General features: G+C 70.7%; 16 protein-coding genes. 13 read left to right on the forward strand and 3 right to left on the reverse strand.

Annotated elements, in window-relative coordinates:
* Positions 1 to 108: 108 nt before the first annotated feature.
* The 3 genes from ABZ434_RS06370 (at position 109) to ABZ434_RS06380 (ending at position 4,063) form a co-directional block, all read left to right on the forward strand.
* Positions 109 to 687, forward strand: a complete 579-nt coding sequence (locus tag ABZ434_RS06370) for a TerD family protein (RefSeq protein WP_359132510.1) — start codon at positions 109 to 111, stop codon at positions 685 to 687.
* Positions 688 to 844: 157 nt separating this feature from the next.
* The gene (locus ABZ434_RS06375; RefSeq protein WP_359132513.1) at positions 845 to 2,788 is read left to right on the forward strand and encodes a TerD family protein; all 1,944 of its coding nucleotides are present in this window, start codon (positions 845 to 847) and stop codon (positions 2,786 to 2,788) included.
* A 261-nt stretch (positions 2,789 to 3,049) separates the two neighbouring features.
* Positions 3,050 to 4,063 (forward strand): TerC family protein, encoded by a 1,014-nt coding sequence (locus tag ABZ434_RS06380; RefSeq protein ID WP_359132514.1) that lies wholly within the window; start codon positions 3,050 to 3,052, stop codon positions 4,061 to 4,063.
* A 54-nt stretch (positions 4,064 to 4,117) separates the two neighbouring features.
* Here ABZ434_RS06380 and ABZ434_RS06385 read toward each other — a convergent pair whose 3' ends face one another.
* Together ABZ434_RS06385 and ABZ434_RS06390 are read right to left on the reverse strand one after the other, a co-directional pair.
* Positions 4,118 to 4,774: an MBL fold metallo-hydrolase gene (locus ABZ434_RS06385; RefSeq protein WP_359132515.1), complete on the reverse strand. Its 657-nt coding sequence runs from the start codon at positions 4,772 to 4,774 to the stop codon at positions 4,118 to 4,120.
* A gap of 10 nt (positions 4,775 to 4,784) precedes the next feature.
* On the reverse strand, positions 4,785 to 5,474 hold the full coding sequence (locus tag ABZ434_RS06390; protein ID WP_359132517.1) for a maleylpyruvate isomerase family mycothiol-dependent enzyme: 690 nt from the start codon (positions 5,472 to 5,474) through the stop codon (positions 4,785 to 4,787).
* A 175-nt stretch (positions 5,475 to 5,649) separates the two neighbouring features.
* Here ABZ434_RS06390 and uvrA point away from each other — a divergent pair, with 175 nt between their 5' ends.
* Both uvrA and ABZ434_RS06400 read left to right on the forward strand, forming a co-directional pair.
* A complete protein-coding gene (gene uvrA, locus ABZ434_RS06395) occupies positions 5,650 to 8,700 on the forward strand; it encodes an excinuclease ABC subunit UvrA (RefSeq protein ID WP_359132518.1) in 3,051 nt (1,016 codons plus the stop codon).
* 397 nt (positions 8,701 to 9,097) lie between these two features.
* A complete protein-coding gene (locus ABZ434_RS06400) occupies positions 9,098 to 9,526 on the forward strand; it encodes a Rieske (2Fe-2S) protein (protein ID WP_359132519.1) in 429 nt (142 codons plus the stop codon).
* A gap of 37 nt (positions 9,527 to 9,563) precedes the next feature.
* Here ABZ434_RS06400 and ABZ434_RS06405 read toward each other — a convergent pair whose 3' ends face one another.
* Entirely contained in the window at positions 9,564 to 10,490 is a 927-nt protein-coding gene (locus ABZ434_RS06405; protein ID WP_359132521.1) for a hypothetical protein, read from the reverse strand.
* 226 nt (positions 10,491 to 10,716) lie between these two features.
* Between ABZ434_RS06405 and ABZ434_RS06410 the strand changes: the two genes are divergently transcribed.
* The 8 genes from ABZ434_RS06410 to ABZ434_RS06445 all read left to right on the forward strand — a co-directional run bounded on the left by ABZ434_RS06410 (position 10,717) and on the right by ABZ434_RS06445 (position 20,032).
* Positions 10,717 to 11,361 carry a papain-like cysteine protease family protein gene (locus ABZ434_RS06410; RefSeq protein ID WP_359132522.1) on the forward strand — a complete coding sequence of 215 codons (645 nt, stop codon included), beginning with the start codon at positions 10,717 to 10,719 and terminating at the stop codon, positions 11,359 to 11,361.
* A gap of 4 nt (positions 11,362 to 11,365) precedes the next feature.
* Positions 11,366 to 12,256, forward strand: a complete 891-nt coding sequence (locus ABZ434_RS06415; protein WP_359132523.1) for a hypothetical protein — start codon at positions 11,366 to 11,368, stop codon at positions 12,254 to 12,256.
* A 125-nt stretch (positions 12,257 to 12,381) separates the two neighbouring features.
* A complete protein-coding gene (gene uvrC / locus ABZ434_RS06420; RefSeq protein WP_359132524.1) occupies positions 12,382 to 14,472 on the forward strand; it encodes an excinuclease ABC subunit UvrC in 2,091 nt (696 codons plus the stop codon).
* Positions 14,469 to 15,434, forward strand: a complete 966-nt coding sequence (gene rapZ / locus ABZ434_RS06425) for an RNase adapter RapZ (RefSeq protein WP_359132525.1) — start codon at positions 14,469 to 14,471, stop codon at positions 15,432 to 15,434. The genes uvrC and rapZ overlap by 4 nt, the downstream gene beginning before the upstream one ends.
* Entirely contained in the window at positions 15,431 to 16,462 is a 1,032-nt protein-coding gene (gene yvcK, locus ABZ434_RS06430; RefSeq protein WP_359132526.1) for a uridine diphosphate-N-acetylglucosamine-binding protein YvcK, read from the forward strand. The genes rapZ and yvcK overlap by 4 nt, the downstream gene beginning before the upstream one ends.
* Entirely contained in the window at positions 16,453 to 17,442 is a 990-nt protein-coding gene (gene whiA, locus ABZ434_RS06435; protein WP_030919772.1) for a DNA-binding protein WhiA, read from the forward strand. Before yvcK ends, whiA begins: the two co-directional genes overlap by 10 nt.
* A gap of 259 nt (positions 17,443 to 17,701) precedes the next feature.
* On the forward strand, positions 17,702 to 18,712 hold the full coding sequence (gene gap / locus ABZ434_RS06440) for a type I glyceraldehyde-3-phosphate dehydrogenase (protein WP_219573458.1): 1,011 nt from the start codon (positions 17,702 to 17,704) through the stop codon (positions 18,710 to 18,712).
* A 108-nt stretch (positions 18,713 to 18,820) separates the two neighbouring features.
* A complete protein-coding gene (locus tag ABZ434_RS06445; RefSeq protein ID WP_359132527.1) occupies positions 18,821 to 20,032 on the forward strand; it encodes a phosphoglycerate kinase in 1,212 nt (403 codons plus the stop codon).
* The last annotated feature ends 1 nt before the right edge of the window (position 20,033 follow it).

Below are 20,033 nucleotides of genomic sequence, written 5' to 3' on the forward strand. Positions count from 1 at the left end.
AAGACCGACACAAAACGGCCCGCGAGGGCTGTGCCCGTGGTGTGAATGCGTAGGGTGCTGGAAAACCGCGCAAGGACGGTTGCGGGGACAGCGGAGAGGGGACAGCGCGTGACGGTCAATATGACCAAGGGTCAGGCCATCAGCCTGCAGAAGAGCGACGGGGGGACCCTGACCGCGGTACGGATGGGGCTCGGCTGGCAGGCGGCTCCGCGCCGCGGCCTGTTCGGCTCGCGCACCCGGGAGATCGACCTCGATGCCTCGGCGGTCCTGTTCGCCGACAAGCAGCCGGTCGACGTCGTGTTCTTCCGGCACCTCGTCAGTGACGACGGCTCGGTCAAGCACACCGGGGACAACCTGGTCGGCGGCGCCGGCTCGGGCGGCGACGACGAGGCGATCCTGGTCGACCTCCAGCGGGTGCCGGTCCACATCGACCAGATCGTCTTCACGGTGAACTCCTTCACCGGTCAGACGTTCCAGGAGGTGCAGAACGCCTTCTGCCGGATCGTGGACGAGACCAACGGCCAGGAGCTTGCCCGCTACACGCTGGACGGCGGCGGGCAGTACACCGCCCAGATCATGGCCAAGGTGAGCCGTGCGGGGAGCGGCTGGCAGATGACCGCCATCGGCACCCCGGCCAACGGCCGCACCTTCCAGGACCTCATGCCGGCGATCCTGCCGCACCTGTAGGCAGTACCGGGCCCACGGGTCCGCATCATGACGCGCAGCTCCCGGCGGCATCGGCCGCCGGGAGCTGCACCGCATCGCGGCACCGGTACGGCCCGGCGCCGCACGGGGCACGACACCGCATCGCGCAACAGCAGCAACTCGTCGAGGGGACAGGGCAATGACGGCCGAGCTGGTCCGGGGGCAGAACCACACATTGCCCCAGACCCGTCTGGAGATCCGGGTTTCGGCCGGCGCGCCCGTCGTGGCCGGTGCCACGCTCGGGGACGAGCACGGCAGGGTGCACGGCATCGAGTGGATAGCGCACCCCGGATCACCGCAGCTGCCGGGGCTGGAGGTGTCCCGGCAGGCCGCGGCCGAGCACCGGCTCGCGGTCGACCTCGCCGCGCTGCCCGTGGAGGTGCACCGGGTCACGGTGCTGTTGGCACTGCCGCTGGAAGCGGGCGGACCGAACCGGTTCGGGGCCGTCGCCTCGCCCTTCGTCGCCGTCACCGGACTCGACGGCGCGGAGATCGCCACCTTCACCCTGACCGGTCTGGACACCGAGTCCGCGGTCGCCGCCCTGGAGCTCTATCGCAGGCAGGGGGCCTGGAAGGTCCGCGCGGTCGGCCAGGGCTACGCCGGCGGTCTCGCCGCGATGCTCGCCGACCTGGGGGTCGCCGAGGCGCCCGAGCTGGCCAGGTCGATCCAGGCAGCGGTCGCCCGCGGGCTGGCCCGATCGGTGGCCCCGCCCCCGCCCCGCACCCCGGAGGGCGGCCGGGTCAGACACGCGGGAGGCCCCGTTTCGCCCCAGGCGGCCCCGCAGCCCGAGCCCCTGGACGAGCCCTCCTCGCCGTCCCCCGCCATCACCCCGGTCGCGCCCGCCCCGCCCTCCGCGGGGGGCCCCATCAACTATGCGCACCCTCGCCGCGAGGCGACCGCGCCCCCGCCGCCTCCGCCCGCGGCGCCCCCGGCCGAGCCCGGCCGCCCCGCGACCCCCGTGGCCGGGGACGCGACCGGCTGGTCCATGGATGAGCGCCTCTACAACCAGGTCTGGGGCATGTTCGAGGACCTGGCCCGGGCGACCGCCGCGTACCGCAGTGCCGTCGACTTCGCCGAATCCCGGATGGACCAGGAGCTGGAGCGGACCCTGTCCGATCCGCGCAGCCGGATCGGCGGCGCGGGTGACCGGGCCCGGGAGGAGGCCCGGGCCAAGCGCGACGAGCTGACCGGCAGGGCCCGCGAGGCCCTGGACCGCGACCTCGCCCAGCTCGCCGCCGAGGCCGCCGTGGTGGAGCCCGCGCTCCCCGCCGCCTACGCGGGCTGGGACAACCCCGTCTGGCACGCCTACCGCGTCCCGATGGAGATCCCCATGGCGCTGCGCATCGGGGACCTCCATCTGCCGGAGAGCACCGGGCTGAGCATCCCACTGCTGGTACGGCTGCCGCTGGAGCGTGGCATGTGGATCGACAGCGGGCGTACGGCGTCCGAGGCCGCTGCCCTGACCGATTCGGACCAGCTGCGCCGGCTGGCCATGGAGAGCGCCGTCCTGCATGCGGCACGGATGCTCGCCGTCTACCCGCCGAACGAGTTCTCGGTCCACGTCATCGACCCGGCAGGCTCCGGTGCCGCGGCCCTGGCCCCGCTGGTCGGTGCCGGGGTGCTCGCGAGCCCGCCCGCCTCCGGGCCCGGGGGAGTGACCTCGGTCCTCGCCCAGCTGACCCGGCGGGTGGACCTCGTGCAGATGGCGATCAGGGCCGGAGCCGCCGACTCACTGCCGCCCGACCTGGACCCGGCCGAGCAGCTGCTTATCGTCAACGACTTCCCGCACGGCTTCGACGACCGCGCCGTCACCCAACTGCGCTATCTCGCCGACGAGGGTCCCTCCGTCGGCGTGCATCTCATGATGGTCGCCGACCGGGAGGACGCCTCGGCGTACGGTCCGGTGCTCGATCCGCTGTGGCGGTCCCTGCTCCGTGTCACCCCGGTTGCCGACGACCATCTGGCCGACCCCTGGGTCGGTCACGCCTGGACGTACGAGCCGCCCAGGACCCCGTCGGGCAGCCGCGTCCTGGAGCAGGTGCTGGAGCGGGTGGCCGCCGCGCGTCGCACCGGACATCGCTGAGCCACCCACCCGGCCGAACGGCCGTACCCGCCACGACCTGGCCTTTTGGGGTCTCTTTACCCTCCTCTTTACCTTTCCTTGGTGTTCCCTGTACTGTTCTTTGGGCGGAGGGGAGTACTCCCGATCGCGGCGTGCCCGTCAGTACGGACTGTGACCGGTCCCGGGGCGCCGGCCCAGGCGCGCATCCCGTGCGCCCGGGTGGAAGAGACCTCCGGCAGCGACGACGCTGATCAGTAGCCGTAGCGAACTGCCGGAGGCGCAGTGGACGTTTCATGGACCCTCTGGGCGCTGACCATTCTTGGTCTGTGCGCCCTCATCGCCGTCGACTTCTTCATCGGGCGCAAGCCCCATGACGTGTCGACCAAGGAAGCCGGAATCTGGACGATCGTCTGGATCGTGCTGGCCGTACTCTTCGGGCTCGGGCTGCTCGCCTTCGGTGAGACCCAGGCCTCGGGCGAGTTCTTCGCCGGCTACATCACCGAGAAGTCGCTGAGCGTCGACAATCTCTTCGTCTTCGTGCTGATCATGGCGAAGTTCTCGGTGCCCTCCCACCTCCAGCAGCGGGTGCTGCTCGTCGGCGTGATGATCGCGCTGGTTCTCAGGGCGATCTTCATCGCCGCCGGTGCCGCGGTCATCGCCAACTTCTCGTGGGTCTTCTACATCTTCGGCGCGTTCCTGATCTACACCGCCTGGAAGCTCATCCAGGAGGCACGGGCCGACGAGGAGGAGGACGAGTTCGAGGAGAACCGCCTCCTGAAGACCATCGAGCGCCGCTTCGGCGTCGCCGACCGGTACCACGGCACCAAGCTCTTCATCCGCGTCAACGGCAAGCGCGTCCTGACCCCCCTGATGGTCGTCATGCTCGCCATCGGCACCACCGATGTGCTGTTCGCACTGGACTCCATCCCGGCGATCTTCGGCCTGACCCAGGACCCGTACATCGTGTTCACCGCCAACGCCTTCGCGCTGATGGGGCTGCGGCAGCTGTACTTCCTGATCGGCGGCCTGCTCAAGAAGCTGGTCCACCTCAGCTACGGGCTGTCGGTCATCCTCGGCTTCATCGGCGTCAAGCTGGTGCTGCACGCGCTGCACGAGTCCGGGGTGCACGTCCCCGAGATCTCCATCCCGGTCTCGCTCGGCGTCATCTGCGGGGTGCTGGTGATCACCACGATCACGAGCCTGATCGCCAACAAGAAGCAGGCCGATGCGGACGCCGCCGCGGAGGCGGGGAAAGCCGAGGGCCCCGCGGACAAGGGCGCCGGCGTAGACGCCTGAGCGGAGGCGGGGGGTGCGGGCACGCGGATCGCGAGCCCGCACCCCCCGCCGTCATCACCAGCCCCGTTCGCGCCACTCGGGCAGGTGCGGCCGCTCGTCGCCCAGGGTGGTGTCGTGTCCGTGCCCCGGGTAGACCCAGGTCTCGTCGGGCAGCGCGTCGAAGAGCTTGGTCTGCACGTCGTGCAGCAGGCTCACGAAGGCCTCGGGGTCCTTGAACGTGTTGCCGACCCCGCCCGGGAAGAGGCAGTCCCCGGTGAACAGGTGCGGAGCGCCGTGCGGGTCGTCGTAGACGAGCGCGATCGAGCCCGGGGTGTGGCCGGTCAGATGGCGGGCGGTCAGCGCGACCTGTCCGACCCGGACCGTGTCGCCGTCCGCGACCAGCACATCCGTCGGGACCGGGATCCCCTCGGCGTCGAACCGCCCGGCGTACGTGCGCGCGCCGGTGGCCGCGACCACCTCGCCCAGCGCCTGCCAGTGGTCGCCGTGCCGGTGCGTGGTGACGACCGAGGAGATCGAGTCGTCACCGATCAGCCGCAGCAGGGTCCCGGCCTCGTTCGCCGCGTCGATCAGGAGCTGCTCCCCGGTCGCTCGGCAACGCAGCAGATAGGCGTTGTTGTTCATCGGGCCGACGGCGACCTTGGAGATCATCAGATCCGTCAACTCGTGTACGTCCGCGCGTCCGCCGACCTTGACCGTTCCGCTGTACGTCATGCCTCTCAGCCTATAGCGGGGGCAGCGCGGGAAGGGCCCCGCCTTCGACGGTCAGGGCGGACCCGTCGCGCCGCCCGCTGAGCCAGCCGAGCAGGTCGGACGCGGTGCCGCGGACCGCGACGGGCCCGCCTTCCGCGCCGCCGCCCGTCGTCCAGGTCCGCCCCGTGCCGTCGGCCAGGTCCGTCGAGACGACCGCAGGGTGCTGACCGAAGCGCTCGGCCAGGAAATCGATCTCCCGTGCGGTGAACTCGTCCGGCAGGTCCTCCAGCTCGTAGCCCACCCCCAGGTCGACGTGGTGCAGCTCGACCTCGGCGCGGCGGCGGAAGGGGATCCGGGAGGCCGAGTCCGTCACGCCGTTGCGCAGCGTGACGACCCGCGACCGGTCGGCAGGGGCCGCGGCGGCGTCCATGAAGGCGGCAGCGCTCGTGGCCAGGTCGGCCAGCTGTTCCGCCTGCGGGCGCGGCGCGTCGCGCTCGATGTCGCGGTCGCGGGTTTCGCTGTCTGCGTACATGGGCCGGCCCCGGAGAACATTTACGAGCGCGTCGGCGTTACGTGAGAGGTGCGCGACGACATGACCCCGGCTCCAGCCCGGGAGGCGCGACGGTTCGGCGAGTGCCGCGTCGTCCAGTTTCGCGGTGGCGCTGAGCAGCCGGTCGGTCGCTTCCCGCAGTGCGGCCAGGTCGTGCGCATGATCAGTCATGGGGCCGAGCCTAGCCTCGCCACTCATTCGGGTGAAGGAGTCATCAGCCGTCCGTAAATCGAATGCGCGTGCTATACGCTCGGAGTCGAAAGCTTCGTACATCGCTGTGGCACCCCCCATACCCTGGGGCAGGGGCTCAGTTCCCCCGCTTCTCTCTAGAAAGGTGCGGACCGGCGTGGCCGACCGTCTCATCGTCCGTGGCGCTCGCGAGCACAACCTCAAGAACGTCTCGCTCGACCTCCCCCGCGACTCCCTCATCGTCTTCACCGGGCTCTCCGGGTCGGGCAAGTCGTCCCTCGCGTTCGACACGATCTTCGCCGAGGGCCAGCGGCGCTACGTGGAGTCCCTCTCCTCGTACGCCCGGCAGTTCCTCGGCCAGATGGACAAGCCGGACGTCGATTTCATCGAGGGCCTGTCGCCCGCCGTCTCCATCGACCAGAAGTCGACCTCGCGCAACCCGCGCTCGACGGTCGGCACGATCACCGAGGTCTACGACTACCTCCGGCTGCTCTTCGCCAGGATCGGCAAGCCGCACTGTCCCGAGTGCGGCCGCCCGATCTCGCGCCAGTCGCCGCAGGCCATCGTGGACAAGGTCCTCGCCCTGCCCGAGGGCAGCCGGTTCCAGGTGCTCTCGCCGCTGGTGCGCGAGCGCAAGGGCGAATTCGTCGACCTCTTCGCCGACCTGCAGACCAAGGGGTACAGCAGGGCCAGGGTCGACGGCGCGACCATTCAGCTCTCCGAGCCGCCCACGCTCAAGAAGCAGGAGAAGCACACCATCGAGGTGGTCATCGACCGCCTCACGGTGAAGGACAGCGCCAAGCGCCGGCTGACCGACTCGGTCGAGACGGCGCTGGGTCTCTCCGGCGGCATGGTCGTGCTCGACTTCGTCGACCTCTCCGAGGACGACCCCGAGCGCGAGCGGATGTACTCCGAGCACCTCTACTGTCCCTACGACGACCTCTCCTTCGAGGAGCTGGAGCCGCGCTCCTTCTCCTTCAACAGCCCCTTCGGCGCCTGCCCCGACTGCACCGGTATCGGTACGCGCATGGAGGTCGACCCGGAGCTGATCGTCCCGGACGAGGAGAAGTCCCTCGACGAGGGCGCGATCCACCCCTGGTCGCACGGCCACACCAAGGAGTACTTCGGCCGTCAGATCAACGCCCTGGCCGAAGCCCTCGGATTCCGTACGGACATCCCCTGGGCCGGGCTGCCGCAGCGCGCGAAGAAGGCCCTGCTCTTCGGTCACAAGATCCAGACCGAGGTCCGCTACCGCAACCGGTACGGGCGCGAGCGCGCCTACACCACGCCCTCCTTCGAAGGCGCCGTGCAGTTCGTCAAGCGGCGGCACTCCGAGGCCGAGAGCGACTCCAGCAGGGAGCGCTTCGAGGGCTACATGCGCGAGGTGCACTGCCCGACCTGTGAGGGCACCCGGCTCAAGCCGATCGTCCTCGCGGTCACGGTGATGGAGAAGTCCATCGCCCAGGTCGCCGCGATGTCGATCAGCGAGTGCGCCGAGTTCCTCGGCCGGATGAAGCTGAACGCCCGCGACAAGAAGATCGCGGAGCGGGTGCTCAAGGAGGTCAACGAGCGGCTGAAGTTCCTGGTCGACGTCGGCCTGGACTACCTCTCGCTCAACCGCGCGGCGGGCACGCTGTCCGGCGGCGAGGCACAGCGCATCCGGCTCGCCACCCAGATCGGCTCCGGCCTGGTCGGCGTGCTGTACGTGCTGGACGAGCCCTCCATCGGGCTGCACCAGCGCGACAACCACCGGCTGATCGAGACCCTGGTCCGGCTCCGCGACATGGGCAACACGCTCATCGTCGTCGAGCACGACGAGGACACCATCAAGGTCGCCGACTGGGTCGTCGACATCGGCCCCGGCGCAGGCGAGCACGGCGGCAAGGTGGTCCACTCCGGATCGCTCAAGGAACTGCTGGCCAACGACAAGTCGATCACCGGTCAGTATCTGACCGGCAAGAGGTCGATCGCGATGCCCGAGATCCGGCGTCCCGTCGACCCCTCGCGCCTGCTGACGGTCCACGGCGCCCGGGAGAACAACCTCCAGGACATCGACGTCTCCTTCCCGCTCGGTGTGCTGACCGCCGTGACCGGCGTCTCCGGATCCGGGAAGTCGACGCTGGTCAACGACATCCTCTACACGCACCTGGCCCGTGAGCTGAACGGCGCCAAGTCCGTGCCCGGCCGGCACACCCGGGTCGACGGGGACGACCTCGTCGACAAGGTGGTCCATGTCGACCAGTCGCCCATCGGCCGTACGCCCCGGTCCAACCCGGCGACGTACACGGGCGTCTTCGACCACGTCCGCAGGCTGTTCGCGGAGACGATGGAGGCCAAGGTCCGCGGTTATCTGCCGGGCCGGTTCTCCTTCAACGTGAAGGGCGGCCGCTGCGAGAACTGCTCCGGCGACGGCACGATCAAGATCGAGATGAACTTCCTGCCGGACGTGTACGTCCCGTGCGAGGTCTGCCACGGAGCGCGCTACAACCGGGAGACCCTGGAGGTCCACTACAAGGGCAAGTCCATCGCCGAGGTGCTGGACATGCCGATCGAGGAGGGCCTGGAGTTCTTCGAGGCCGTCCCGACCATCGCGCGTCACCTGCGGACGCTCAACGAGGTCGGTCTGGGATACGTCAGGCTCGGCCAGTCCGCGCCGACGCTCTCCGGCGGTGAGGCGCAGCGGGTGAAGCTGGCCAGCGAGCTCCAGAAGCGCTCCACCGGACGCACGGTCTACGTCCTGGACGAGCCCACCACCGGTCTGCACTTCGAGGACATCTCGAAGCTGATCAAGGTGCTCTCCGGCCTCGTCGACAAGGGCAACTCGGTGATCGTCATCGAACACAACCTCGATGTCATCAAGACCGCCGACTGGGTCATCGACATGGGACCCGAGGGGGGCAACGGCGGTGGCCTGGTCATCGCCGAAGGCACCCCCGAGTACGTGGCCGGGGTCCCCGCCAGCCACACCGGGAAGTTCCTCCAGGGCATCCTGGACGCGGACCGGGTGAGCGAGGCGGCCGTGCCCGCGGCCCGCAAGCCGGCGCGGAAGACCGCCGCGAAGAAGGCGGTCGCCGCGAAGTCCACGACCGCGCGGAGCACAGCGACCGCGAAGGCCACCACGGCCAAAAAGGCCACGGCGAAGGCCGCTGGGACGGCAGCGGCGAAGAAGCCCGCGGCCAAGAAGGCGGCCCGCGCGCGCAAGGCCTGACACCGGGATCACGCGGTGCGAGGTGGCGGTCCCTCCCGGGGGGCCGCCACCTCGTCGCGTCCCGCCCCACCTCGTCGCGTCCCGCCCCGATGCGTCCCGCCCCGACGCGTCGCGCCCGGCCCCGATGCGTCGCGCCCCGCCCCACCGCGTCACGCCCGGCCCCGATGCGTCCCGCCCCGATGCGTCGAGCCCCGCCCCACCTTGTCCCGCCCCACCGCGTCGCGCCCCGTGCCGCCGCCTCCTGGACCGGCCTGACCAGGCACGAACGCGTGCGACCGGCCCGCGCGCGGAGGCGCCCGTCTCCGCCGGTATCGTCGGTTACGTCACCGCTGTCCTGCCGCCTCAGGCAAGTCGGGCAGCCCTGGCACCCACTAGCCCTCTGACCCGTGGAGACCGCATGTCCGGCCAGCCCACCGCCCGCCGCACCGTGCTTAAGGGCGCCGCTCTCGCGGGCGTCGCCGGGCTGGGAGTGGCCGCCTGCTCGACCGACTCGAAGCTCGGGCACGCCCAGACGCCGACCCCCACCGCGCCCGTCGAGCTCGGCGCCCCCGACGAGATCCCGGTCGGTGAGTCCAAGCTCTACCGCGAGCAGCGCGTCATCGTCAGCTGCCCGGCCAAGGGCCAGTTCAAGGCGTTCAGCGCCCAGTGCACCCACGCGGGCTGCCTGCTGGACAAGGTCGAGAAGAACGAGGGGCACTGCCCGTGCCACGGCAGCCTCTTCGACACCACGACCGGCAAGGCCCTCCACGGTCCCGCGACCGTGCCGCTGCCCTCCGTCCCGGTCAAGGTCGAAGGCGGAAAGCTGATCGCGGGTCCGGACGCCTGACCCGGCCCCGGAGGCGGGCAGACCCGGAGCGCCCGTCTCACTCCCAGTCCCAGTCGATGCCGACCAGACCGGGCCGCACCCCCTGCTCCACCAGATGAACGGTCCGGTGCCGGCCGGTGAGCGTGAGCTCGCTACGGGCCCCTCGAGGCGCCCCCGCCGAGGCCTGGGCGAACCGCCGGCACCGTACCGGTAGCGCCGCCTCGTCGAACCGGACCTGCAGCACGTACTGCCCGCCGCCGAAGCTGAAGCCGCGTACGTACTCTCCGCACGGCCCTCCCGTGCCGTCCTCGAAGCCGTATCCGAAGAGGTACGTCTCACCCGCCCGCAACCGGGTGTCGAAGAGCAGCTCCGCGACCAGCACCCCCGCCTCCGCGTCCCAGCGGATCCGACCCGTCCGGCAGTTCTCCCGGGCGCTCACCCCGACCCGTGCCGGATCACAGCCCGCGTCACCGCGGTACACGGCGAGATAGCGGTCGACGCCGTCACGGTGGGCGCGCACGACGTGCTGCGAGCTCCGGTACTGCATCCGACGGCCGGGCCCGATCCGTACCCGCTCCTGGTGCCCCACCGTGTGCAGCCCGCCGTCCGCAGGTGACTCCATGGCCGCGAGCAGCCGCTCCACCGCGCCGGAGGCGTCCACCAGGGAGCGGTACGAGCGGGTCGGCGGGCGCTCGGTGTCCGCGCGGGACTCCCCGGCCCCGAGCAGCCCGAGCAGGGAGTTCCCCGGCAGCTCCAACACCTCCTCCAGCGCCTTCACGGCCCGCAGGGACTCCGGGCGCTGGGGGCGGCGGGCACCCTGCTGCCAGTAACTGAGACTGGTCACACCGACCTTGACACCGCGGTGCGCCAGATGGTGCTGCACCCGCTGGAGCGGCAGTCCGCGCACCGAGAGTGCGGTGCGCAGCGCCAGGTGGAACGGGCCGGTGTGCAGCACCTGCGCCAGTTCGGCCTCGGTGTGCTGCATGGGTCCTCCTGGTGAACGTTCACGACGGGCGACGGGCGGGCCGCGCCGACGGATGTGGGGCCGCAGGTGGCCAGGGGGGAGTGTTCACGCTCCCGTCACCGGCGTTCACACCGCGATGTTCCCCCGCATTGAAGCGTGTTGACCCGCTCCCGACAACGGTTGATGCTCCTCGGCAGCGTCCGGACGCGCCCCTTGGATCCCCCACCCCCCGCCCGGGAGGAACGCCATGCGCAACCGAAGAGTCAGGCCGGTACGGCTGTCGGTGACAGCCGTACTCGCCGCCCTGCTGCTCGCCGCACCCACGGCGACCGCCGCCGCCGAACAGCACCACGCCACCGTCTTTGCCGCCGGCCGGCAGCCCGCCCCTTCCGCGGCGACCAGCACGCTAGCCGCCGCCCAGCGGCTGAACATCAGCATGCAGGCGCAGCAGAAGTCGAACTGGTGCTGGGCCGCCGCCGGCAACACCATCGCCACCTGGTTCGGCCGGAACTACAGCCAGAACCAGTTCTGCAACGCCGCGTTCGGCCGCGCCCAGGGATACGAGTGCCCCAACTCGCAGGCCTCGCTCGGCAACGTCCAGGACGGTCTGGACTGGGCCGGCATCAACCCCGGCTCGTACGTCACCGGCTGGCTGCGCTATCCGACCGTGCAGGCCGAGATCGCCGCCGGGCGTCCGGTGGAGACCCGCATCCAGTGGTCCTCGGGCGGTGGGCACATGCATGTCCTGTACGGGTACGACGACGCGAACAGCTGGGTCTACTGGGGCGACCCCTGGCCCTCCGGCAACCGCTACAACTGGGCCTCGCACGCCTGGTACGTGAACAACAACGAGTTCTCCTGGACCCACTCGCTCTACCGGATAGGGGCGTGAGGGCATGACCTCCACCAGTTCCGCGACCCGTCCCGCACGCGGCGTGCGTCCGTTCGCAGCGGCCCTGGCCGCGAGCGGTGTGCTGGCCGGCGCCGCCCTGCTCACCGTCGCCCCGCAGGCGGTCGCCACCACCGGCCCCTCGGCCACTCCCGCGGCTCTGGCGGCGGCCCACGTGGCGGCCACCGACGCCACGACCCTGAACACGCTGTCGCGCTTCTTCGCCCGTGAGGGCGCCGTCACCGAGACGGCGGCAGCACCCCGGATCGAGGGCGCGGCCGTGCCTGTTCGCACCCTGTCCGAGGACTTCGTCGCGGGAGAGCCGGGGGCGCCCGTCGCCGTGCTGCACTACCTCGCCAGCACGGCGGTCTCCTCCGACGGACAGAAGGCATCCCTCTGGACGCTTCCGGAGCCCGGGAAGGACGGGAGCTGGCACGTGGTGAACATCGCCACCGGCGACGACGAGAGCCGGTACGCGGTCGGCGGTGCCCGCAAGCTGCCGGGCGGCATCGTGTTCCGGGAACCGCAGATCGACGCCTGGTACGTCCAGAAGGGCGGCCGGGTGCTCCCGTTGGACGAGGACGCCGTCCGTGCCGTCGGCGCGGACGGCACCACCCTGGCCGCCTACCGCACCCGGGTACGCGCCGCGTACGCGGACAAGCTCCCCGGTTCCGGCTACGCCCGCGCGGGCCGTGCTGGCGGCTACGGGCCCTCCGCCACGGGGTCCGGCACGGACCGGCCCGGACCCGCGATCGCGGCGGGCACTGCCGGGGCCACCACCGCGGACGCAGCCCTGACCGCGGCCTCCGGGGCAGCGGCTGCGGGCGCCGTCGCCGTACTCGCCCTCTGCGGTGTCACCGCCCTGCGGGCCCGCGACCGCCGACGCGGGACGCGGTGACAGGCGGGGCCGTCCGCACGGGATGACTCCGTGCTCCGGGACACGTGTCCCACCCCCGTGTCCCGGAGCGCGGCACCATCCATGAGCACGCCGTGCTGTCACTGCCCGCAAGTAGGGTGGGAGACATGGCAGACCCCTCCAGCTACCGCCCCAAGCCGGGACAGATCCCCGACTCCCCGGGGGTCTACAAATTCCGCGACGAACACCGCCGGGTGATCTACGTCGGGAAGGCGAAGAGCCTGCGCCAGCGCCTGGCCAACTACTTCCAGGACCTGTCCGGCCTCCATCCGCGCACGCGCACGATGGTGACCACCGCGGCGTCCGTGGAGTGGACCGTCGTGTCCACGGAGGTCGAGGCGCTCCAGCTCGAGTACTCCTGGATCAAGGAGTTCGACCCCCGGTTCAACGTCAAGTACCGCGACGACAAGAGCTACCCCTACCTCGCGGTCACGCTCAATGAGGAGTTCCCCCGCGTCCAGGTCATGCGCGGCGCCAAGAAGAAGGGCGTGCGCTACTTCGGTCCGTACGGGCACGCGTGGGCGATCCGCGAGACGGTCGATCTGATGCTCAGGGTCTTCCCGGTGCGCACCTGCTCCGCAGGCGTCTTCAAGAACGCTGCCAGGAGCGGCCGCCCCTGCCTCCTCGGCTACATCGGCAAGTGCTCGGCCCCCTGCGTCGGCCGGGTCACACCCGAGGAGCACCGCGAACTGGCGGACGACTTCTGCGACTTCATGGCGGGTCGCACGGGCGCGTACATCCGCCGCCTGGAGAAGGAGATGACGGAGGCGGCCGAGGAGATGGAGTACGAACGCGCGGCCCGCCTGCGCGACGACGTGGGGGCGCTCAAGCGCGCCATGGAGAAGAGCGCGGTCGTGCTCGCCGACGCCACCGACGCGGACCTGATCGCGGTCGCGGAGGACGAGCTGGAGGCGGCGGTCCAGATCTTCCACGTCCGTGGCGGCCGGGTGCGCGGCCAGCGCGGCTGGGTCACCGACAAGGTGGAGAACGTCGACACCTCGGGCCTCGTCGAGCACGCCCTCCAGCAGCTGTACGGCGAGGAGACCGGCGACTCCGTCCCCAAGGAGGTTCTCGTCCCGGCCCTCCCCGAGGACCCCGACGCGGTCTCCCAGTGGCTGGCCGCCCGCCGGGGCTCCCAGGTCAGCCTGCGCATCCCGCAGCGCGGCGACAAGAAGGACCTGATGGCCACGGTCCAGCGCAACGCCCAGCAGGCCCTGGGGCTGCACAAGACCAAGCGCGCCTCGGACCTGACCACCCGCTCGCGGGCCCTGGAGGAGATCGCCGAGGCGCTCGGCCTCGACACGGCCCCGCTGCGCATCGAGTGCTTCGACATCTCCCACCTCCAGGGTGACGACGTGGTGGCGTCGATGGTGGTCTTCGAGGACGGTCTGGCCCGCAAGGGGGAGTACCGGCGCTTCCAGATCAAGGGCTTCGAGGGACAGGACGACGTCCGCTCGATGCACGAGGTGATCAGCCGCCGCTTCCGCCGCTACCTCCAGGAGAAGGAGCGGACGGGGGAGTGGGAGGAGAGCCCCGCCGACGGCCCCGCTCCCACGGGGCCTGTGCCCGACGGCCCCGCTGCTACGGGGCCTGTGCCCGCCGGCCCTGCTCTTACGGGCCCTGTGCCCGCCGGCCCCGACGCGGAGGCCGCCGAGCCCCGTGAGGACGACGGCCGGCCCAAGCGGTTCGCCTACCCGCCGCAGCTCCTCGTGGTCGACGGCGGGCAGCCCCAGGTCGCCGCGGCCAAGCGCGCCCTGGACGAGCTGGGGATCGACGACATCGCCGTCTGCGGCCTGGCCAAGCGGCTGGAAGAGGTCTGGCTGCCCGATGACGACGACCCGGTGGTCCTGCCCCGCTCCAGCGAAGGCCTCTACCTCCTCCAGCGCGTGCGCGACGAGGCGCACCGCTTCGCCATCACCTACCAGCGCGCCAAACGGGCCAAGCGCATCCGCTCGAGCCCCCTGGACGCGGTCGCCGGCCTGGGCGACACCCGGAAACAGGCGTTGATCAAGCATTTCGGCTCCGTGAAGAAGCTGCGGCAGGCGACAATCGACGAGATCTGCGAGGTTCCGGGGATAGGCCGCAGGACGGCGGAATCAGTGGCTGTAGCCCTCGCCGCGGCGGCCCCGGCCACGCCCGCCGTGAACACGGCGACAGGAGAGATCATTGAAGAGGACGACGGGGGCAGCACGACATGACCGAGAACGAGAATGAACACGGGCACGACCGCACAGACCGAGCAGACGGAGCAGCACACGTGAGTACGGGCACCTCGATCGAGACGGGCGACAGTACGGTGGCCATCCCGGAGCTGGTGATCATCTCCGGAATGTCGGGCGCCGGCCGCAGCACGGCGGCCAAGTGTCTGGAGGACCTCGGCTGGTTCGTCGTCGACAACCTGCCGCCCGCGCTGATCCCCACGATGGTGGAGCTCGGCGCCCGCTCGCAGGGCAACGTGGCTCGGATCGCCGTCGTCGTCGACGTCCGGGGCCGCCGCTTCTTCGACAACCTCCGGGAATCCCTCGCCGACCTGGAGTCCAAGGGCGTCACCCGCCGGATCGTCTTCCTGGAGTCCTCCGACGACGCCCTGGTCCGCCGCTTCGAGTCGGTCCGCCGGCCGCACCCCCTCCAGGGGGACGGCCGCATCGTCGACGGGATCGCAGCCGAGCGCGATCTGCTGCGCGAGCTGCGCGGCGACGCCGACCTGGTGATCGACACCTCCAGCCTCAACGTGCACGAACTGCGCGCCAAGATGGACGCCCAGTTCGCGGGCGACGAGGAGCCCGAGCTCCGCGCCACCGTGATGTCCTTCGGCTTCAAGTACGGGCTGCCCGTCGACGCCGACCTGGTGGTGGACTGCCGCTTCCTGCCCAACCCGCACTGGGTTCCCGAGCTGCGTCCCTTCACCGGCCTCAACGAGGAGGTGTCCGCGTACGTCTTCGACCAGCCGGGCGCCAAGGAATTCCTCAACCAGTACACGGAGCTGCTCCAGCTCGTCGCTGCGGGATACCGCCGCGAGGGCAAGCGGTACGTGACCATCGCCGTCGGCTGTACCGGCGGCAAGCACCGTTCCGTGGCCATGTCGGAGAAGCTGGCCGCCCGGCTCGCCACCGAGGGCATCGAGACCGTGCTTGTGCACCGGGACATGGGGCGCGAGTGACCAGTCGCAACATGCGCCTGCGCAGGCTGCGCAGGGGCACCCCCCTGTCGGGCCGCAAGCGCGGCGCACAGCCCAAGGTCGTCGCGCTCGGCGGCGGCATGGGCCTGTCCGCCTCGCTCACCGCGCTGCGGCGGATCACCGGCGACCTGACCGCCGTGGTCACCGTCGCCGACGACGGCGGATCCAGCGGCCGGCTCCGGGAGGAGCTCGGCGTCCTGCCGCCCGGCGACCTGCGCAAGGCACTGGCCGCCCTGTGCGGCGACGACGAATGGGGCCAGACCTGGGCCCAGGTCATCCAGCACCGCTTCCAGTCCAAGGGCGACCTGCACGAGCACGCGGTCGGCAATCTGCTGATCGTCGCCCTGTGGGAGCAGCTCGGCGATCACGTGCAGGCCCTGGACCTGGTCGGCAAGCTGCTGGGCGCGCACGGCAGGGTGCTGCCGATGTCCGCCGTGCCGCTGGAACTCCAGGCCCTCGTGAAGGGGCACGACCCGGAGCACCCGGACCAGGTGGACACGGTGCGCGGCCAGGCCACCGTGGCGCTCACCCCGGGCGAGGTCCAGTCGGTGCACGTGGTCCCGCACGACCCGCCGGCCGTGCCCGAGGCGGTTGCCGCGGTCCTGGACGCGGACTGGGTGGTGCTCGGTCCCGGGTCCTGGTTCTCCTCGGTCATTCCCCATCTGCTCGTGCCCGATCTGCTGGACGCGCTGATCGAAACGAAGGCCCGGAAGGTCCTCTCGCTGAACCTCGCACCGCAACCAGGTGAAACAGATGGCTTCTCTCCGCAGCGTCATTTGGAGGTTTTGGGACGACACGCCCCTAAACTCGCCCTGGACGTGGTGCTGGCCGACGAGGCCGCCGTGCCCGACCGCGAGTCCCTCGCCGATGCCGCAAAACGGCTCGGCGCCGCGGTCGAGCTGGCGCCCGTGGCCTCACCCGACGGCGATCCGATTCATGATCCGGAGCTGTTGGCCGCCGCGTACGACCGTATTTTTCGGATGCATGGAAGGATCGGCCCATGGCGATGACGCCAGCGGTGAAGGACGAAATCTCTCGGCTTCCCGTCACCCGGACCTGCTGCAGGAAGGCAGAAGTCTCGGCGATTCTTCGGTTCGCGGGCGGGCTGCACCTGGTGAGCGGCCGGATTGTGATCGAGGCGGAGCTGGACACCGCGATGGCGGCGCGCCGGCTGAAGCGGGACATCCTCGAGATCTTCGGGCACAGCTCGGAGCTGATCGTGATGGCTCCCGGCGGCCTGCGGCGCGGCTCCCGCTATGTCGTGCGGGTGGTGGCGGGCGGCGACCAGCTGGCCCGTCAGACAGGCCTGGTGGACGGCCGCGGCCGTCCCATCCGCGGACTGCCCCCGCAGGTGGTCTCGGGGGCCACCTGCGATGCCGAGGCTGCCTGGCGCGGGGCCTTCCTGGCCCACGGCTCGCTCACCGAGCCGGGCCGCTCCTCCTCCCTGGAGGTGACCTGCCCGGGCCCCGAGGCAGCCCTCGCGCTGGTCGGCGCCGCCCGCAGGCTCTCCATCGCGGCGAAGGCCCGTGAGGTGCGGGGCGTGGACCGGGTCGTCGTCCGGGACGGCGACGCGATCGGCGCCCTGCTCACCCGGCTGGGCGCCCATGAGTCGGTGCTGGCCTGGGAGGAGCGCCGGATGCGGCGCGAGGTCCGTGCCACCGCCAACCGGCTCGCCAACTTCGACGACGCGAACCTGCGCCGGTCCGCCCGGGCCGCGGTCGCCGCGGGCGCCCGGGTGGGACGCGCGCTGGAGATTCTCGGCGAGGAGGTCCCCGAGCACCTCGCGGCGGCCGGACGGCTGCGCATGGAGCACAAGCAGGCCTCCCTGGAGGAGCTGGGCGCGCTCGCCGACCCGCCGCTGACCAAGGACGCCGTGGCGGGCCGGATCCGACGGCTGCTCGCCATGGCCGACAAGCGCGCTCAGGACCTGGGGATCCCGGGCACGGAATCCACTCTCAGCGAAGAGCTGGCCGACGGCCTGGTCGGCTGATCCACACCCTCCGCCGACGAGCCGAGGTGGGAACGCGCCGCGCACCCGCGGGCGTTGACGCTGCGTAATCGTTGCAGCAGGCGGAGCGGAGCAACCGGAAGCCCGTACTCCTACTGGGGAGTACGGGCTTCTGCCGTTCCCGTGGCCCCTCTCGATGTCACCCCTGGGGCTCCGGAGAGGTAGGGTCGGAGGCGGTCGGGGACATCCCATACAACTCGCCGGCGTCGAAAACCGGCGTACCTAACGAGGAGATCGGTTCGTGACGATCCGCGTAGGCATCAACGGCTTTGGCCGCATCGGTCGTAACTACTTCCGCGCGCTGCTGGAGCAGGGTGCGGACATCGAGATCGTGGCTGTCAACGACCTGGGTGACACTGCGACCACGGCCCACCTGCTGAAGTACGACACCATTCTGGGTCGTCTCAAGGCAGAGGTGAGCCACACCGCCGACACCATCACGGTCGACGGCCACACCATCAAGGTGCTCTCCGAGCGCAACCCGGCGGACATCCCGTGGGGCGAGCTGGGCGTCGACATCGTCATCGAGTCGACCGGCATCTTCACCAAGAAGGCCGACGCCGCCAAGCACATCGCGGGCGGCGCCAAGAAGGTCCTCATCTCGGCTCCGGCCAAGGACGAGGACATCACCATCGTGATGGGCGTCAACCAGGACAAGTACGACGCGGCCAACCACCACGTCATCTCCAACGCCTCCTGCACCACCAACTGTGTGGCGCCGATGGCCAAGGTTCTCGACGAGAACTTCGGCATCGTCAAGGGCCTGATGACGACGGTCCACGCGTACACGAACGACCAGCGCATCCTGGACTTCCCGCACTCCGACCTGCGTCGCGCCCGCGCCGCCGCGGAGAACATCATCCCGACCACGACGGGTGCCGCCAAGGCCACCGCCCTGGTCCTGCCGCAGCTCAAGGGCAAGCTCGACGGCATCGCGATGCGTGTCCCGGTCCCGACCGGTTCCGCCACGGACCTCGTCGTGACCCTGCAGCGCGAGGTCACCAAGGACGAGGTCAACGCCGCGTTCAAGAAGGCGTCCGACGACGGCGACCTCAAGGGCTTCCTGACGTACACCGAGGACCCGATCGTGTCCTCGGACATCGTCAGCGACCCGTCGTCCTGCACCTTCGACTCCTCCCTGACCATGGTCCAGGAGGGCAACACGGTGAAGATCCTCGGCTGGTACGACAACGAGTGGGGTTACTCCAACCGCCTCGTCGACCTGACCGTCTTCGTCGGCGGCCAGCTCTGATCCTCGGATCGGCAGGCACCTCGATGTGAGCACGGGGCTCGAACAGCGCAACGCAGCGCCGTTCGGGCCCCGTCGCATGCTCCCTCGTCCTCCAAGGAGTCCAGACAGATGAAGACGATCGACGAACTTCTCGCCGAAGGGGTCGCCGGCAAGCGCGTATTCGTCCGCGCCGACCTCAACGTGCCGCTCAGCGGCACCACCATCACCGACGACGGCCGCATCCGTGCCGTCCAGCCGACCGTGGCCAAACTGGCCGAGGCCGGCGCCCGGGTCGTCGTCGCCTCGCACCTGGGCCGCCCCAAGGGCGCCCCGGACCCGGCGTTCTCGCTGGCGCCCGCCGCCACCCGCCTCGGCGAACTGCTCGGGACCGGCGTGGCCTTCGCGACCGACACGGTCGGCGAGTCCGCCCGCGCCACCGTCGCCGCGCTGACCGACGGCCAGGTCGCCGTCATCGAGAACCTCCGCTTCAACGCCGGCGAGACCTCGAAGGACGACGCCGAGCGCGGCGCCTTCGCCGACCAGCTGGCCGAGCTCGCCGATCTGTACGTGGGCGACGGCTTCGGTGCCGTCCACCGCAAGCACGCCTCGGTCTTCGACCTCCCGGCCCGGCTGCCGCACGCCGCCGGCGACCTGATCGCCACCGAGGTCGGTGTCCTGAAGAAGCTCACCGACGACGTCCGGCGCCCCTACGCGGTCGTGCTCGGCGGCGCCAAGGTCTCCGACAAGCTCGGCGTCATCGACCACCTCCTGGAGCGGGCCGACCGCATCCTCATCGGCGGCGGCATGGCGTACACCTTCCTCAAGGCCCAGGGCCACGAGGTCGGCAGCTCGCTGCTGCAGGAGGACCAGATCCCGGTGGTGCAGGAGTACCTCAAGCGCGCCGAGGACAAGGGCGTGGAGTTCGTGCTCCCCGTCGACGTCGTGGTCGCCCCGGCGTTCCCCGACCTCAAGACCAAGGCCCCGGCCCACCCCACCACCGTCGCCGCCGACGCCATGCCGGCCGGGCAGATGGGGCTGGACAACGGCCCGGAGACCAACAAGCTGTACGCATCGAAGCTCGCCGACGCGGCCACCGTCTTCTGGAACGGCCCGATGGGCGTCTTCGAGCACCCTGACTTCGCCGAGGGAACCCGGGCCGTCGCCCAGGCCCTCGTCGACTCCTCGGGCTTCAGCGTGGTCGGCGGTGGCGACTCCGCCGCCGCGGTCCGCATCCTGGGCTTCGACGAGAACGCGTTCGGACACATCTCGACCGGTGGCGGCGCCAGCCTCGAATACCTCGAGGGCAAGACGCTTCCCGGCCTCGCCGCACTGGAGGACTGAC

It is taken from the genome of Streptomyces sp. NPDC005761 (genome assembly GCF_040630635.1).
In the GTDB taxonomy this organism is placed as follows: domain Bacteria; phylum Actinomycetota; class Actinomycetes; order Streptomycetales; family Streptomycetaceae; genus Streptomyces.

Excerpts from the sequence above, each read along its gene's own strand:
- ABZ434_RS06375 (WP_359132513.1), top strand. The coding sequence starts at position 845 with ATGACGGCCGAGCTGGTCCGGGGGCAGAACCACACATTGCCCCAGACC.
- ABZ434_RS06385 (WP_359132515.1), bottom strand. The coding sequence starts at position 4,774 with ATGACGTACAGCGGAACGGTCAAGGTCGGCGGACGCGCGGACGTACAC.
- ABZ434_RS06390 (WP_359132517.1), bottom strand. The coding sequence starts at position 5,474 with ATGACTGATCATGCGCACGACCTGGCCGCACTGCGGGAAGCGACCGAC.
- ABZ434_RS06400 (WP_359132519.1), top strand. The coding sequence starts at position 9,098 with ATGTCCGGCCAGCCCACCGCCCGCCGCACCGTGCTTAAGGGCGCCGCT.
- ABZ434_RS06405 (WP_359132521.1), bottom strand. The coding sequence starts at position 10,490 with ATGCAGCACACCGAGGCCGAACTGGCGCAGGTGCTGCACACCGGCCCG.
- ABZ434_RS06410 (WP_359132522.1), top strand. The coding sequence starts at position 10,717 with ATGCGCAACCGAAGAGTCAGGCCGGTACGGCTGTCGGTGACAGCCGTA.
- ABZ434_RS06415 (WP_359132523.1), top strand. The coding sequence starts at position 11,366 with ATGACCTCCACCAGTTCCGCGACCCGTCCCGCACGCGGCGTGCGTCCG.
- uvrC (WP_359132524.1), top strand. The coding sequence starts at position 12,382 with ATGGCAGACCCCTCCAGCTACCGCCCCAAGCCGGGACAGATCCCCGAC.
- rapZ (WP_359132525.1), top strand. The coding sequence starts at position 14,469 with ATGACCGAGAACGAGAATGAACACGGGCACGACCGCACAGACCGAGCA.
- whiA (WP_030919772.1), top strand. The coding sequence starts at position 16,453 with ATGGCGATGACGCCAGCGGTGAAGGACGAAATCTCTCGGCTTCCCGTC.
- ABZ434_RS06445 (WP_359132527.1), top strand. The coding sequence starts at position 18,821 with ATGAAGACGATCGACGAACTTCTCGCCGAAGGGGTCGCCGGCAAGCGC.